Source organism: Bremerella sp. JC817, from assembly GCF_040718835.1.
In the GTDB taxonomy this organism is placed as follows: Bacteria; Planctomycetota; Planctomycetia; order Pirellulales; family Pirellulaceae; genus Bremerella.
On the sequence record NZ_JBFEFG010000268.1, the window covers coordinates 231,376 to 248,030 of the forward strand.

The 16,655-nt window shown below is 56.1% G+C and carries 12 protein-coding genes; 5 read left to right on the top strand and 7 right to left on the bottom strand.

The features are described 5' to 3' along the window. Positions 1 to 36: 36 nt before the first annotated feature. Genes AB1L30_RS12405 through AB1L30_RS12415 form a run of 3 tightly spaced genes read right to left on the bottom strand, consistent with a single transcriptional unit; the run spans position 37 to position 6,758 of the window. On the bottom strand, positions 37 to 2,841 hold the full coding sequence (locus AB1L30_RS12405) for a c-type cytochrome domain-containing protein (RefSeq protein ID WP_367013736.1): 2,805 nt from the start codon (positions 2,839 to 2,841) through the stop codon (positions 37 to 39). Positions 2,842 to 2,846: 5 nt separating this feature from the next. Further along, positions 2,847 to 5,360, bottom strand: coding sequence for a DUF1553 domain-containing protein (locus AB1L30_RS12410; RefSeq protein ID WP_367013737.1), 2,514 nt, complete (start codon positions 5,358 to 5,360; stop codon positions 2,847 to 2,849). A 21-nt stretch (positions 5,361 to 5,381) separates the two neighbouring features. After that, positions 5,382 to 6,758: a DUF1501 domain-containing protein gene (locus AB1L30_RS12415; protein ID WP_367013738.1), complete on the bottom strand. Its 1,377-nt coding sequence runs from the start codon at positions 6,756 to 6,758 to the stop codon at positions 5,382 to 5,384. Between the two features lie 192 nt (positions 6,759 to 6,950). Between AB1L30_RS12415 and AB1L30_RS12420 the strand changes: the two genes are divergently transcribed. Then, positions 6,951 to 7,718, top strand: coding sequence for an AraC family transcriptional regulator (locus AB1L30_RS12420; protein ID WP_367013739.1), 768 nt, complete (start codon positions 6,951 to 6,953; stop codon positions 7,716 to 7,718). Positions 7,719 to 7,742: 24 nt separating this feature from the next. After that, entirely contained in the window at positions 7,743 to 9,047 is a 1,305-nt protein-coding gene (locus AB1L30_RS12425) for an APC family permease (protein WP_367013740.1), read from the top strand. A gap of 1 nt (position 9,048) precedes the next feature. Here AB1L30_RS12425 and AB1L30_RS12430 read toward each other — a convergent pair whose 3' ends face one another. Continuing rightward, positions 9,049 to 9,510, bottom strand: coding sequence for a hypothetical protein (locus tag AB1L30_RS12430; RefSeq protein ID WP_367013741.1), 462 nt, complete (start codon positions 9,508 to 9,510; stop codon positions 9,049 to 9,051). Positions 9,511 to 9,686: 176 nt separating this feature from the next. Further along, entirely contained in the window at positions 9,687 to 10,061 is a 375-nt protein-coding gene (locus AB1L30_RS12435) for a hypothetical protein (RefSeq protein WP_367013742.1), read from the bottom strand. A 351-nt stretch (positions 10,062 to 10,412) separates the two neighbouring features. On the opposite strand from AB1L30_RS12435, the gene AB1L30_RS12440 reads away from it, so the two are divergent. The 3 genes from AB1L30_RS12440 (at position 10,413) to AB1L30_RS12450 (ending at position 14,315) form a co-directional block, all read left to right on the top strand. After that, on the top strand, positions 10,413 to 11,969 hold the full coding sequence (locus AB1L30_RS12440) for a sulfatase (RefSeq protein WP_367013743.1): 1,557 nt from the start codon (positions 10,413 to 10,415) through the stop codon (positions 11,967 to 11,969). A gap of 43 nt (positions 11,970 to 12,012) precedes the next feature. Beyond that, a complete protein-coding gene (locus tag AB1L30_RS12445; RefSeq protein ID WP_367013744.1) occupies positions 12,013 to 13,320 on the top strand; it encodes a sulfatase in 1,308 nt (435 codons plus the stop codon). A 302-nt stretch (positions 13,321 to 13,622) separates the two neighbouring features. Further along, positions 13,623 to 14,315, top strand: coding sequence for an ankyrin repeat domain-containing protein (locus AB1L30_RS12450; protein ID WP_367013745.1), 693 nt, complete (start codon positions 13,623 to 13,625; stop codon positions 14,313 to 14,315). Here the strand turns inward: AB1L30_RS12450 and AB1L30_RS12455 are convergent. Next, positions 14,310 to 15,854: an iron chelate uptake ABC transporter family permease subunit gene (locus tag AB1L30_RS12455; protein ID WP_367013746.1), complete on the bottom strand. Its 1,545-nt coding sequence runs from the start codon at positions 15,852 to 15,854 to the stop codon at positions 14,310 to 14,312. The genes AB1L30_RS12450 and AB1L30_RS12455 overlap by 6 nt on opposite strands. Then, positions 15,854 to 16,654, bottom strand: a complete 801-nt coding sequence (locus AB1L30_RS12460; protein ID WP_367013747.1) for a metal ABC transporter ATP-binding protein — start codon at positions 16,652 to 16,654, stop codon at positions 15,854 to 15,856. The genes AB1L30_RS12455 and AB1L30_RS12460 overlap by 1 nt, the downstream gene beginning before the upstream one ends. Between the last annotated feature and the right edge of the window lies 1 nt (position 16,655).

Consider the following 16,655-nt stretch of genomic DNA (forward strand, 5'->3'; position numbering starts at 1 on the left):
ATGCCAGCCCTACTTAAAGGTGTTGCCCGCGATCAACTACGGTTTCGGCAAGACGTGCAGCAGAACCGGTGCCGTTGCGTGCCCGCCATCGGTACCGGTTTGCAGGTGAAACAGCCGCGAGGTCGGCTCGGCGGCCTCGTGAGCGGTGATGAAGATGTTTCGCTCGGTGCTGCCTTCCATGATCATCAGACCGTTAAGTCCGAGGTTTGCGACGTTCACCGCGAAAGGAAGGTTTCGACCAGCGCCGACGTTTCCGAAGTTCACGTGACCCTTCGCCTCTGGTCGCTCGGCAATCACCTTCAACATGATCGTCTCGCCTGGATGGATCGCAAATTCAAGCGGTTTGCCTGACTCCGAAGATAACGGCGTGGCCCCCCCATCGGTCGCTTCCATTCGGATGGTCAGATTACTCTTATCGCGAATCTCGATCTTCTTGAACCCGCCCACCTCGTGCGAAATCGGCTGACCGTCGATGGTCGCGGTGGCCGTGACTTTGATCTGTTTGAGTTGATCTTCCGTCAACGTCTTGGCATCGCTGTTTACTTGAACCAGGCCAATCGCCTCGATCTGGCCTGGTTCGATGGTCAAGGGCGAGGTCGCCTGAAAGCCGTTGGGGAGTCCTTCGATGGTCACCGAGATCTCGCCGTCGAACTGATCGAGGCGGTTGCACTTCACGACAAATTCTCGTGCGCCGCCGGAAGCGATGTTCAAATCCTTGGTCTGCAGATTGACTTGAAAGTCAGGCTTCGCGGCGCGGGCCAACAGTTCGTAGCGGAAGTCAGCCCCCTCGAATCCTCGCACATCGCGAACCTTCACCAAGTAGTCACCGTCAGTTGGGACCGTGAAGAAGAGTCGCGAGTCATCTCCCATCGTGCGTCGCGATTCGTCATCGTTCTCGTAATAAAGCGTGAACACCGGCAAGCCATTCGGAACGACGGTCTCGCCCGGTGCGATTGGCTCGACAACGTAGCAGGGCTCTCCTAGTGCGTGGGCAAGGGGAGTCGTATCAAAATAGCCCCAACGCTTACCTTCACCAGGATAAACCCGGAAACCGCTATCTGGACCGCGCGGGTGTAGCCACAATCGAACGACCTCACCGCTGCAGTAGAGATATTGATTGAGGTTCATCTCTTCCCAATTGAAGATTCGGAAGTCATCCGAGATCGAATCGTCTTTACCGCGAAAAGTGAAGTACGAATCACGCACGGCTTGCAGTTTCACCCGTTCGACTGGCGTTCCGTCGAGATGACAGACCGAAATGTGCGAGTCGAGCGGGCTCTTCATCCGGGCCGCGTTGGTTTCTAAGACCCACGTCTGCCCAGCCTTCGCCGTGAAGCGATAGAAATCGACGTCAGGCCCGGCGGCTTCGTTATGGATGGAGCCGGTGATCTTTGCAGGAAACGCGACCGTTTGAGCTTTGTCAGGCTGATCGTTCCCTTCGGCCTCGGCTATTTCGTTCGTCTTGCTATCGGTGATCGGTAGCGGCTTGATGGACGGTGCCTGATGCGATTCGCTCGCCAAGTCTTCCGGCGACCAAGAAAGGCGATCGATCTGGCCATCCATTCGGCCGAGATACAACGTGCGGTGCGATGCCAAGGTGTCGCTGGCCATGGCGAACTCAGGCTGGTTGTTCCATGCTTTCAGCTCGGTATAGTCGCGCGTTCGCCATAGTTTCACGGTCAGATCATTGCCGATCGTCCAAAGCTGTTGGCCATCGCCGCTGAACTGAAGCCGCTGCACAGGGCCTTCGTGAGCGAAGCGGGCCTGGGTCATTGGGTTGATCTTTGGGCCATCCGTCGCGACAAACTGCCAGACGCGAAGGTTGTTGTCAGCCCCACCAGCGACGATTGACTTGCCGTCAGGCGTAAACGCACAACAGTAGACTTCTTTGAGTGGCTGCGGCAACGTATCGAGACGAACCGCATCGGCGACCCGCCAAACCTTGCAGGTATCATCGGCGCTGCCAGAAACGAGGAACTTGCTGTCAGGACTGAAGCCGACATCGTAAACGGCGCCGTTGTGGCCAGTGAGCTCATGCAGCTGCTCTCCGGACTCGGCATCCCACAGAACGATGTTTCGGTCGTAGCCACATGTGGCCAGCAACTTCCCGTCGGGAGAGTACTCGGCGTCGTATAGCATGTCACGATGCCCTTCGAGCGATCGAACTTTGCTACCATCTTCCACCGAGTAAATGGAAACAATGCCAGTCAGCCCAGTGATGCCAGACGCCACCGCCAGCCGCTTGCCATCGCCTCGAAAGTGAATCGCGGTCACTTTACCAGGCACATCCGACAACTCCATCATCGGGCTCGCTAGATCGAACTCGCCACGGTTGTCGACAGCGAATAACTGGACCTGGCCATAGCGTCCCACTGCAAGAGTTTTCCCATCAGGGGCAAATGCTAACGCCAGGATCGGGCGAACATCGTTGTGCGAAGCAATCGGAGCGACATCGATTCCCATACTGCTAGGCTTGTCGCCGCGAGGCATTCCCGCTTCGATCCATTTGCCGATCAACGCGACCTCTTCAGCGGTTGGCGCCGGTTCGTCCTCGGGCGGCATCTTGGGCTCGGCCGTTCCTTTCAGGACTGCCATCAAACGGCTTGCATTGGGATCGGTCGACTTGGTTAGCGGCCCTTCGGAAGTGTTCACTTGCAGCGACGCGTATGTCTGGAGCGACAGGTCACCTTCGGGTTCGGCATCGTTGTGGCATCCAACGCAGTACTTCCGCATTAGTGGTTGGATGTCGTGCGTGTAGGTTGGGGGCTCTGCTGCCACGCTCCACGAAGCATGAAACAAAGCAACGATCAGGCTGGCAGCGATGAGGTGGGTGGTGTTCATGGCGACTAGTGATTGAAGAGGAATTCGCGGCTGCTCATCAGACCCCAAAACAGGTCCTCGATCGTCGCACGTTCGTCAGGGGAATCGACTGGCGGAAGCATCCCAACCAGGGCGCGCCGCTTTTCCGCAGAAGGAAATCGCGAGAAGCAGCTCAGGTAGATCTCGTCGATCAACGCCTCGTCGGAAAGTCCTTCACGTCGCAAACGCCAAAGCGACTCCGCGCGACTAGCAGGGTTCTTTAGCTTGTCGTTGATCGTGTCGCCATTGGAAATGTGGAGAACTTGAACCATGGTTGGTTCGGCCGATCGTTCGCATTCGCAGACGATGTTACGAGGGTTTCGGCCAAACGTGCTGAGGAAGTAGTTCTCGACCGCCGAGTCGTAAAGCTGAATCGCTTTGGTTCCGTCAGGGTAGAAGTCGGTCTTCTGTTTGTCGTTTCCAGGGAACGCTACGGTGTCGAACTTCGACGGAACACCGGTTACCTGAACCACGGCATCGTGGAGCACTTCGGCCATCATGCGGCGCGGGTAATAGCGACTGTAGAAACGCGTTTCCGCATCGTTGCCAGCCAACGCGTTGCTGGACCGCTGATAGGCGTTCGACTGCAGGATGGCCCGCATCAGCGACTTCAAATCGAATTTGTTGTCAACGACATACTTAGTGGCGGCGTCGAACAAGGCACCGTTGCTAGGCGGATTCGATACCCGCAGATCGTCGACTTGTTCGACCAGGCCGACGCCAAAGAAGTTAGCCCACACACGATTGGTGATCGCCTTGGCGAAGTACGGATTCTCGGGCGAAGTCAGCCAATTGGCGAACGGCTCGCGGCGATCGTCTGGACTGTCGAACTCGATCGGCGTGCCATCCAGAGGTGTCGGGGCTTGCGGCTTGCCGGTGCGTGGCTGCACCAGTTCGCCTGACGTGGCGACGTACAGCGTTCGCGAACCATCGCCGTTGCGTCCCTCGCCACCCCAGCCTTTCGCTTTGACGCGCGAAAAGATGTTGGCCATGGCGTAGTACTGATCGTTCGTCCATTTTTCGAGCGGATGGTTATGGCACTTGGCACACCCGATCGACAAGCTCATGAAGGCCTGCGAAGCGTTCTCGGTCATTTCTTCAGGCGTTTGATTCAACGCGAAGAAGTTCGTCGCGCCGTTCTCGGTGCTCTCGCCGGTTGCGGTGACAATCTCGCGCACCATCTGATCCCAGGGCGTGTTCTTTTCGACGTGGGAATGGATCCACTGGTAATACGTTTTCAGAGCTTGGGGGCGAAGCAGCGTGCCATTGAGCATTAGCACGTCGGACCATTTGTACGACCAATAGTCGACAAACTCGGGACTGGCGAGCAGCGTTTCGATCACTTCGTCCCGCTTTTCTGGCTTGGTGTTCGCCAGGAAGGCTCGGGCCTCGTCCGGTGTCGGCAGGCGTCCAATGGTGTCTATATAAGAGCGACGCAAGAACTCCGCATCGCTACAGGCAGGCGAGGCGACCAGGTTGAGTCTTTTCAGTTGGCTGTCGATTTGCTCATCGATGAAGTTGCGAGGCGACCGTTGGTCGGCCTGGGCGATCTCTTCTTCGGATGCCGAGTGCGTGTACGGGACAGTCGTCCGGGCAATCGCCAGTTTACTCGCAAACCAGGCGACAATCGCACCTTCACCCGGTCCCATGATGGTGGCGTGACCATCTTCGTCGACCTGGGCGACGGCATCGTTGGTGCTAGACCACTTCACCCAGGGAGTTACGTCGCGTGAGGTCCCATCGCTGTAGTAGGCCGTAACGCCCAACGTTTGGCGTTGCCCGACAGTTTGAATGGAAGCTGCCGGAAACACTTCAATTCGTTCTACCCGGGCATCGGTGGTAGTGGGGGGCGCCGCACCGTGAGCAATCCAATCGGCCAGAATCTGAAAGTCTTCGCTCTCGGCCGGAAGTTTCAAACCTCCTTTGTGCGGAACGGCGGTGGTCGGTTTGGTAAGCAGTAAGCTTACCTGAGGCGCCGAAAGTTCAACGCGGCGTCCTTGATCTTGCTTGACGATATTGAAGTAATCGGACTCTGAGTCGTACCCTCGCAGCGAAAGGCGGAAGCCTCCTTTACCCGCCAAAGCGCCATGACAGCCACCGGAGTTGCAGTCTCGTTTCGCAAAGATGGGCAGCACATCGTGCCGAAACTGCACGGTCGACGCGGCATCCTGGTTCGTAACGGTCACCTCAGCGGACACTGTTTTTCCGTCGACTTCCGCGACGATCTTTGCATTTCCATTCTTCACGGGACGCAGAATGCCCGCTTCGGCTCTTACAACTTGATCCCCTTCGATACGCCAAGCGACCTTGTTTTGAATCTCCCCAAAAAGTTCGTCACCCGAAGAACGCTGCAGGATGATTCGCTGCTGGGCCCTTGGTCCGTCGAGATGGATTGTTTGCGGCAAGACGGTCCATTGAGATTCGTCGGCCAGTGCCGATCCGCCACCGATCACGGCAAGATGCAGCAGAAGGAGAAGCAGGAAGTTCAAACAAGTGCGCATGGGGCTGGTAATTCTTGGAGACTAAAACAGTTCGTGAATCGGCATGTGACCGGAGTCGACGATTGGGAAAGGACGCCCGCCGGGGCCTGGCAGTGTCTTTTCCATGTCGAAGCCAAGGCTATGAAAAATTGTCGCGGCAACGTCGGCAGGCTGCACAGGGCGATCCGCGGGGACAGCACCTATCGGATCGCTGGCGCCAACGATACGTCCACCCTGGACGCCACCCCCAGCGAACCCGCAGGTAAAGCACTGTGGCCAGTGGTCGCGTCCTCCGGCTGGATTCACGCGAGGCGTTCGACCAAATTCGGCGAGATTACAAACCAATGTCGAATCGAGTAGCCCACGCTGGTCCAGGTCTTCGATCAGCGCGGAATAGCCCTGGTCGTAAAGAGGCGCGACGATATCTTTCATGCCGCTGATCGAAGTGAATGGCTTCGATCCGTGAATATCCCAGGTGATTTCATCAAACACGGTCAGGAACGTGTTGATGGTGACGAATCGGACACCATTCTCGATCAAACGACGCGAAAGCAAACAGCACTGACCAAAGCGGTTCATGCCGTAACGTTCGCGAACCTTGGTCGGCTCTTTCGAGAGGTCGAACGCTTCGCGAGCCTTCGGGCTCGTCATCAAGCGGAACGCCGCCTCGAAATTGCTTCCCAGCAGATCAGCCGACTCGCTGGCCTCGAAATTCGATGCGGCCTGATCGACGAGATCGCGAATACGCCGACGACGCTCCAGGCGACTCGTATCAATTTCGACCGGTGGTAGCAGGTCAGGAACTTTGAAGTTGGCTTGCGATGGATCGGCATTCAACGAGAACGGATCATGCGCCTTGCCCAGAAAACCGCCCGCCTGGCCGTTGGGCATATTGCCACCGCCACGTCCCATCAACTGAGGCAGCACCGCGAACGCTGGCAGATCGGTCTTGCGACCGCGCTCGAAGCTGACGACCGAGCCAATATGGGGCGTGTTCACGCCTCCGGAAAAGAGTCTGCCGGTTTGCATCATCTGCCAACCCGCATCGTGTACTGCAGCACCCGTGTGATGGACCGAACGAACCAGCGAGAACTTATCGGCGATCTTGGCGTGGTGCGGCAAGATCTCTGAGATCTGCAGGTCTGGGTTGTTCGTGGCAATTGGCTTGAACGGTCCACGCACTTCAGCCGGAGCATCAGGTTTCATATCCCACAGATCCAACTGACTGGGGGCACCCAGGTTAAAGATCATGATGCAGTTGCGATCGTCGTGGTTGGGACGGACGGCTCCCTGAGCTTTGGCTGCGAACAGATGAGGCAAGCTCAGGCCGAGGGCGCCGAGACTACCTACTTGCAGAAAGTCGCGGCGCGTGGCTCCGTCGCAGGTGACCGATTTGCCACGGCCCTGAAAAGTAAACATGGCGTGCTCTTTGAAGGCTGGGCGCCGAAGGAGAGTTGAAGATTGGATGAAGGAAGGCAGGATTCGCCATACATATGGGGTACGCTGGCGACCGCGCATTCAATCTAGTGTGCCCGATACGTAAACGGCTAGGGATTTTTCCGCAATGTATGGTATTATGTGCGCATGACCCGTCGCCTTGGATGATTGAGCATGACTGAACGCATCGGTGGAGAACTTGCCCTAGCAGGCTTATTTGAATACCTTCCCGACGTCTATCTTTACGTTAAAGACACGGAAGGACGTTTCGTCGCCGCCAATGAAAACCTGTGGCGAATGCGCGGTTACGAGTCCGAGCAGCAACTTCTCGGGAAGACCGATCTGGATATTCATCCGCGATATTTGGCCGAACGGTACATGGCGGAAGATCGCCAGGTGATGGATGCCAATCAGTCGCTGCCGAATCAAATTTGGCTCGTTCCAGGCGAACCTGGTGAGTTGAAATGGTTTGTCTCGACGAAGATTCCCTTGCTCTCGGCCGCTGGCAACGTGGTTGGTTTGGCCGGAGTCATGCGCGATCTGGAAAAGGCTCGATCGGTCGCGCGACTGTTCAACGAGTTCGAACAGGTCGTTAGTTTCGTGCTGCGGAACTACGAACATGCGATCCGCGTTGACGAACTGGCTCAGATGGTTCATTTGTCGATCAGCCAGTTCGATCGTCGGTTCAAGGCCACCTATCACATGACGCCGCAGCAGTATATTCTGCGCGTTCGTCTACATGCGGCCTGTCATGAATTGCTCGCCTCTGGAGCATCCGTCGCCCAAATTGCCACATCGTGTGGGTTCTACGACCACAGTTACTTCACCAAACAGTTCCGGAAGCACCTGGGGATCTCACCGACTGAGTACCGGGTAAGATACCAGGACTCGCCTGCGGACCTTTCTGATTCGCTGGGTCTTTCCCCGCCATTTCCATCGTGAACTTTGCTGGTTGTACCCCACTGCATGTCGCACCCTTCAACTGAGCTACGCCGTGAACTTGGCATCCCTGGAGCGGTGATCACTGGGCTCGGCTCCATTCTGGGAACTGGCGTTTTCGTCAGTATCGGAATCGGTGCTGGGGTTGCTGGAACCAGTGTTGTCTGGGCGATCGTGGTAGCGGCACTGGTCGCCATCTGCAATGGTTTGAGCAGCGCTCAACTCGCCGCGAGCCATCCCGTAAGCGGCGGGACTTACGAATATGGTTACCACTGGCTGACGCCTCGCTTGGGGTTCCTGGCGGGATGGATGTTTCTGTGGGCGAAGTCGGCTTCCGCAGCGACTGCAGCTTTGGGCTTCGCCGGGTATCTGCTTCCTTGGCTTGGAATTGCGTCAGACAAGATGCTCGTCCCCGTGGCGATGGTTGCTGTCGTTCTTTTAACGGTGGTTGTCTTAGGGGGAATTAAGAGGTCTTCGCAAATTAACGCCGTCATTGTGGGAATGACTTTGGTCGCGCTGGGTGGGTTCGTGGTTGTTGGCATGCTGGCGAAGCCGCAAGCAGTATTCAACGTGCAAGGAATCGTTCCGCAAGACTTCAGCTGGGTCGCCTTCGCGCAAGCCACAGGGTTGATGTTTGTGGCCTACACCGGATATGGCCGAATCGCCACGCTGGGCGAAGAAGTGAAGGAGCCGCGAAGGACGATCCCCATTGCCGTTATCGTCACACTGGCGGTGTCGATGGTGATCTATTTTCTGGTCGCGCTCGTCGGAGTTCAAACGGTCGGTGCTGGCCAGTTTGCCGAGTTCACCCAATCGGGCGCCGCACCGTTGGAGTCGATCGCTCGTGAGTATAAAGTCCCTGGGATTTCGACCCTTGTGGCTATTGGTGCGATCACGGCGATGTTAGGCGTGCTGCTCAACCTGCTCCTCGGTCTCTCGCGTGTCGCCCTGGCAATGGGCAGGCGTCACGACTTTCCGCCGTTCCTTGCCCGGGTTCAAGCGAACAGCGGTGTGCCTGGTCCAGCGACGGTTCTCGTGGCGTTGATCATCGGCACAATTGTCTTATTGGGAAGCGTGAAGCTGGCGTGGTCGTTCAGTGCGTTCACCGTTTTGGTGTACTACACGATCACGAATGCTTGTGCGTTGGCAATGAAACCGGAAGAACGCCTTTATCCACGATTTGTCCCAGTCTTGGGATTTGTCGCGTGTCTCTCGCTATCGTTCTGGGTACAGCGAGACGTTTGGCTGGTGGGCATCGGTGTGCTGATCGCGGGACTAGTTTGGCATCAAGTCGCGCGATCAGTTTCTTCACGAACCCGTACGAATGACTGACCTACGTTCGCGAGAGAGGATAAACGACGCTATCTTCGAACACACCTGGCTCGAAATCGAGCGTCAACGGTGCGTTATTCGCCGGGCCAAGGCCGACCGCCCAGACGATCTTTTTCCAGAGTGGATAACTTCGTCGCCAGCGCTGCACGCACGCCTGCAGGCGGAGCGCTGCTTCGTTATTCTCGTCCATCGACTGGGCCAAAATATTGGAACCTCCGTCGATGTTACCGGAAAGAATCAGGGCGGTGGCGAAGTTCACCTTATAAAAGGTCGGTACCTCGGGCCGCACCCAAACGCAGCCTGCGTTGAAGACGATCTCGCGATACAAAGGAACGGCCGCGTCAAACTTTCCCAATCGCAACAGGCAAACCCCCTTGGCATTTTTTAGTAGAAAGTCTGTGCCAGGAATCTGAACGAGGCTTAACGCCTTGGCAAACTCACCAGAGGCGACGAGTGACTTCACATGGTCCAGCTTCGTAGGTTTTGCCGTGCCAGCAGGATCCGTCGAAGGTTTTGGTGTCGTGATGCTCATATTAATAACCCAAAATCGGCGCGAAGGCTCAGGCAGTGCCTGGTCGGCCGTCAATAAAGAATGAAGCAGAATGCAAGAGAACGTTGGCTAGGCTGAAGAGGCCAACGTTAAATCTGCCAGCGGGTCTTATGAGAAAGCAGCGACGCGTCGCACGCAACGACTTGAATCGGATACGAATCCCAACACGCAATTGCGATGGCTAACTCGAAACCGAACGGAAGACATCTGCTAATGTGCGAGCGAATATCGCTGAGCAACTTCTGGCCAGAGTTCTCGATATCGCCGCGGATACCGGAATCAGGTAGCACCGTGCCGAAGATCTGAATAACTCGGTCGTGGTGGGAATCGCCTGGAGCGTGAATAACGCTCGGAGAAGTTGCGGCCAGTGAGGTATCCACGGCAGCATGAACCAGCGGCGCGTTCGCGTTCACCAGCAACGCCAGCATCAACACGGTTTTGATAAATCGTGAGCAACGATTCATCGAGGCTATTCCAAAAGCAGAGCAACAAAAGGCACGCGTCATGCCTCTTCGTGAAGAATAGGAGCGGGCCCCATTCTCGTCAATGGATAGACGGGCGGCGAAACCGAACGTTGCCGAACAGAGACCATCACCGACCTTAACATTGACTTGATGCGGCACTTTCGATCGGGCGGTTTCCGCAAGTGCTTGCCATAATGCGCTGTTCAGGCACACTAGTGGCGTCGTTACGGGAATTGACTGCCCATCCTCCATGGATCACAATGCGCCAAGAGCGGATTTCCGCTTCTTGTCGAAACTTCTTATAAACTCGACGACCAGCCTCGCTGCTGCCACAGCCTCAAAGGTCCCACCATGCATTGTGACTCTCCCCGCCCGCAGTCCGCTTCAGTTTGGCTTTCGTGCGTGAAGTATTGTCTACTCTCACTTTTCGTCTCCTTGGTTGCCACTACAGCGGTGTCTGCCGAAACGGCCAAGAAGCCAAACGTTGTCTTCATTCTGATCGACGACATGCGGTTCGACGCGATGGGATTCATGGGGCACCCTTTTCTGAAGACGCCGCAGTTCGATGCGATGGCCGCGAAGGGAGCGAACTTTACCAACGCGTTCGTGACCACTTCGTTATGCTCACCGAGCCGAGCGTCGATCTTAACTGGCCAGTACATGCACAATCATCGGGTGGTCGACAACAACCATACCGACCTGAGCGATACGATCTTCTTTCCGCAATACCTGCAAAAGCTCGGTTATAAAACCGGCTTCTTCGGAAAGTGGCACATGGGTGGCGGGACCGACGCGCCGCGACCTGGGTTCGATCAATGGGTAAGCTTCCGTGGCCAGGGCAATTACTTACCGCCTGGTCCGAAGTGGACCTTGAACGTTAACGGCAATTCAGTGCCGCAGAAGGGATACATCACCGACGAGTTAACCGACTATGCAATCGACTGGCTCGACACATTGAATCACGAAGAGCCGTTCTTTCTGTACTTGTCGCACAAAGCGGTACACGCGCAGTTTATTCCGGCGGAACGTCATAAAGACCTCTACTCGGACGTCGATATTCAGCCGCCAGCCTCGCAGCCGGATACCGACGAAAACTACGAAGGCAAGCCGATGTGGGTGAAGAACCAACGCAATAGTTGGCACGGGGTCGATTTCCCGTATCACTCTTCGCTGAACATCAAAGAATACTACCGCGACTACTGCCGCTGTATGAATGCGGTCGACGATAGCGTTGGTCGAGTTCGCCAATACCTGAAGGATCACGATCTGGACGACAACACCGTGGTGATGCTGATGGGGGACAATGGCTTCCTGTTCGGCGAGCACGGGCTGATCGACAAACGAAACGCTTATGAAGAGTCGATGCGAGTCCCTCTCGTGATCGAAGCCCCTGGCATGTTGAAAGAAGGCAGTACGGTCGACGCTGTCGTGGCGAATATTGACATCGGCCCAACCATTCTCGACATGGCAGGCATGGAAACGCCCGAGCAGATGGACGGCCAAAGCTTTCTGCCGATTGCCAGTGGCAAGATGGATCCGAAGGACTGGCGCAAGCACTTGCTCTATGAGTATTACTGGGAATGGAACTTCCCACACACGCCGACCATGTTTGCGTTACGTGGCGATCGATACAAGTTCATTCAATATCACGGTATTTGGGACACGGACGAACTATACGATCTCGAGAACGACCCACACGAAATGCACAACCTGATTAACGAACCTGGATTGCAAAGCACGGTGCGTAACATGCGAAACACGATCAACGAAGAGTTGAAAGCACGTGGTGCGATGGTCGTTCCGTTTGGTGCCAAACGTGGAACCGGGGCAAATCTGCGTCGCGAATCCGGTAGTACGAGCGCCGAATTCCCAGAGAACGTTTTGCGTGAAAAAGACGCAAATCAGTAATCCTCATCGAGACCTTCCCACCTAATTCTTTGCGGAGCGATTCATGCAGAAGCTGCTTATTTTGAGCTTGGGTGTTGCCCTGGCGGCGATGGCATTTGCCTCGCCATTACGTGCCGCGGATAAACCGAATGTGGTCATCTTGTTGTCCGACGATCAGCGTTGGGACGATTACTCGTTCCTCGGTCACGAAGCGATCCAGACCCCGAACATCGATCGACTGGCGGAAGGATCGTTGGTGTACGAACGCGGCTACGTGCCGACTTCGCTCTGCCGACCCTCGCTGGCGAGTTTATTCACCGGCCAGTATCCGCACCAAAACGGGATTGTCGGCAACGACCCGCGCGAGAACAAGCGGACCAACGAAGGCCGTCAGGTGCTGGTGGAGCGATTCATGAAGAACCCTCGTCTGGCCGAGATCCTGGGGAAGCATGGCTACGTGAGCTTTCAGTCGGGCAAGTGGTGGGAAGGTCACAACTCGAGTGGAGGCTTTACAGAAGGCATGTCGCATGGCGATGTCAAAAAGGGTGGCCGTCACGGCGACATTGGCTTGACGATTGGTCGCAAGACAATGCAGCCGGTAATCGATTTCATCGACAAGAGTGTCGAGGCAGACAAGCCATTCTTCTTGTGGTACGCCCCCATGATGCCGCACTTGCCACACAATCCGCCGGAACGCATTTTGAAGAAGTACACCGCCGAAGGACGCTCGATCAACGTCGCCAAGTACTACGCGATGTGCGATTGGTGGGACGAAACCTGCGGCGTCGTGCTCGACCATCTCGATAAGAAGAAGGTCGCCGACAACACGATTGTGATCTACCTGTGCGATAACGGCTGGATTCAGCGTTCCGATGAAGGTGGCGGCGCAGTCGGCGGACCTCGTGGGAAGCGTTCTGTCTACGATGGCGGGACGCGAACGCCGATCATGATTCGTTGGCCAGGGCACGTGAAGCCGCGCACCGATAAGTCCGATCTGGCAAGCAGCATTGACGTGGTGCCGACCATCCTGGATGCCGTCGGAATCGAAACCGACTACGATTTCCCTGGCGTCAACCTGCTGGATCCGGCTGAGGTGACTTCGCGTAAAGCGATCTTCGGCGAGATTTATGCGCACGACATACCGAACTATCATCACCCGGAATTAGGGCTCTATTACCGCTGGGTCATCGATGGAGAGTGGAAGTTGATCGTGCCGACCGGGCAGGAAGAAGGGGAGTATGGCCCAATGAAGCCAGCTTTATTCCATGTTGCTAGCGACCCGGAAGAAGAAAAGAACGTGATTGCCGATCATCCGGAGATCGCGGAAAAGCTTCAGAAGGAACTGGATGCCTGGTGGAATCCAAAGACCTAACGACTGCCATCCATTTGCACAGCTTTGTGCATTCGTTCTCGTATAGGCCCCGTCGGCGAACCTCGTCGATGGGGCTTTTTCGTTCTTGAAGCTGGCGTGAAGAGTTTGCAGTGTTCTGAAGAACCGTGATGGAAAAGCTACCTTCGTGCCAGCGACTTCACAAAAATCAGCAGTCAGCGATCCAACGCGTTCGAATTAGGCGGATTCGGACAGGCCAGACTTTCAGCATTTAGAATGCAGATTACGACGAGGTGGGGCACGGCAAGGCACCTGACCTCTTCCTCCGCATAGGGCCGAGAGCGATGCAGTACCGTTGCCCTTTATGTCGAACCTATGGCGTTGTCCCTGAGAAAGCGCGCGGGCACGAGGTGATGTGCTTGAAGTGCCGCGAGCACTTCTTCATCCCGGATCAAACTCTGGAAGAACGATTGAAGCTAGGTATCTTTGTCGCCGCGCGTCGTAATGATGGCGAAGTGATCACCGCCATGGCAGAGCAGGGGGCGGACCTCGATGTGCAAGAAGAAGAATCGGGGCATACGCCACTCCATATCGCATCGTTCTACGGAAAGCTATATGCAGGAAGAGAATTGATCGAGAACGGCGCATCGATGGAGATTCGCGCGAACAAAACCGTACAAACACCCCTGTTTTACGCTTCGCGCGAGAACAGCCCGAAGATCGTTCAGTGGCTTCTCGATAAAGGAGCCAATCCGAATCTACAAGATCCTGATGGCACCACCGCACTGCACTGGGCCGCCCGCAAAGGCTTTGTCGATGTCGCAAAGGTACTGATCGCAGGCGGGGCCGACTTTCGCATCGAATCGATCAACGGACTGCGCGCCCTGCAGTTCGCTGTTTCGTATCATCAGCCCGAGGTTCGCGATTATCTGATCGCGGTCGAACGCGCCAACAAGTTCATACAGAACCAACGGGTCAGAGCAAATAAGAAATCAGGAACGCTCAACAAGTTCCTGTTCGGATTCGGCGAATCATGAAGCCGATTCGCCAGGTAGTGGCGTTTCGATCAAGCGAACCGTGATTGAGTCGGCCTGGTCGTGGTCGAGACCGATCTCCTGTTTTCCATTGACGAGGAATGTCCAGGTCTGTTCGTTATCGGTTCGGGGACCAGCCCGTAGCTGATCACCGATCGATAGCGAGAAAGGTAAGTCGCCTTTAATGTGGGTAACCTCCGCCAGGTGACCGATGCGAAGTAGACTGGCATGGACCTCTTCGCCTGGGACCAGGTGTACGAAGTCCTCGGGAATCTCTTGTCCATGGGGGTCGGTAATTGGGTGCCCCAAGCGGTCATCCAGATAATCGACTGCTGCTTCGTCATGCACATGCTCCAGTAAATGGGCACGCTCGTGAATCTCGTCGTGCGGCATCCCCAGCCGCTGGAGGTAGGCTTCCCAAATCCGATGGGCACGCATTAATCGTCGAGCTTCGATTTCGCCTGCCTCGGAAAGTCGATATTCATCGTTGTCGGTCGCTTCGATCCACTTCTGGGCAATCATGCGGTCCATCGACTTCCGCAAGCTTTGACCATCGGTCGGCACGTTGGCAATGATTGTCGCCAGCGAAGTTGTTGCGTTAGGATCGCGCCGCATGCAGCCGAGGATGTCTTCGGCCAAGGTATGCGGAATCGCCGCGCGGCGTCGGAACCAGGTCGGCAGCAGACCAAACTTCGGCGAAAAGACCAGTACCACAATAAACTGTGCTGTACTGAAAAGCACGATCGGAGGACTCGTCGCTACATTCAGCCATACCGACAGATAGACTCCGCAAACCACGCTCGAGATTCCAAACAGCGCGGCCAGCCCCATCATGTGACTCAATCGGTTGGTGAGCAAATACGCGGTGGCGGCTGGAGTGATCAGCAAGCCAACCACCAGGATCACCCCAACAATCTGCACCGCGCTGACAACGACCAGCGAAGTGCATGTCGTCATCAAAACATGAATAAGCAGTACCGGCAGACCAATTGAAGCGGCCATAATCGGATCGAAGGCCGTGAGCAGCAATTGGCGGTACCACAAAATGGTGGTGAAAAGAACGATCGCCGTGACCCCGGCCATCATCCACAAGCGTTCGGAGTCGACCGCCAGCACGTCCCCCATCACGAAATGAAACAAATCGAGATGGATGTAGTGCGAGAACATGCTCGCCAGCGCTCCGCCAAACGCGAAGATGCCGGTGTACATGATGCCGATCGCGGTGTCCTCTTTGATTCGAGAGACCCGAGACACAAAGTTCACCAGCACCACGGTCGTGAAGCCTGCCAACAGAGCCCCCAGGATCATCGCGGCAAAGTGCGCCTCTTGCCCGTAGACCACCTTCATGAACAGGTAGCCTGCCGTGACGCCGGCCAACATCGAGTGCGAGATCGCATCACCCAGAAAGGCCATCCGGCGCAAGATGATCAAGCAACCAATCACGCCAGACGAAACAGCAACCAGGCATCCTGCCACGATCGCCCGTAGCAAGTAGCTATTGCCGACAAACGGCTCGATGAATAGTTGGTGCAACGTGTCCACTACTTCGCCTTCTCTCGCAAGACATTTCGTAGATGTTCAAACGCACGCACATTGCCATCGTAGACTTCGCTCAATAGTTCCGGCTGCAATATCTGAAGGGGCGTGCCATAGGCGAACAATCGCTGCTTCAGCAAGATAATCGCGTCAAAGAATTCGGCGGCGGTGGCCAGGTCGTGATGGACCACCACCAGCGTTCTGCCTGACTGTTTGGCATTTTCCAAGACATTCAGGATGGCTCGCTCGGTGGCAGCATCGACCCCAGCGAACGGCTCGTCGAGCAAGACGACCTTGGCTCCTTGAGCCAGCGCGCGAGCCATGAAGACACGCTGCTGCTGTCCGCCCGAGAGTTCGCCAATTTGTCGTTTCCGCAGATCGGCCATGCGAACAATCGAAAGAGCCTCGTCGACGATCTCGCGATCTTCTTTCGACGGTCCCCATTGCCACCAGGGAATGTTCCCGTAGCGGCCCATCATGGCGACATCTTCTACGGTCACCGGGAAATCCCAGTCGACACTGCCGCGCTGCGGGACATAGGCGACCAGTTTGCGTGTTCGTTCGACCGGCGTTCCGAAGATTCGAATCGTTCCGACGTCTGGACGCAGAAAGCCAAGGATTGCCTTCATCAACGTCGACTTGCCAGAACCGTTGGGACCAATGATGCCTACGAGCTGACCGGACGGAATCGCAAACGACACATCAAGCAAGGCCGGGACCGAGCCGTAGCTGACCGTCAAATGCTCGACTTCAATCGCTGGGACCGTCGGATCGAGTGGCGTCGGTGTTGGTTCGCTGGAAAACATG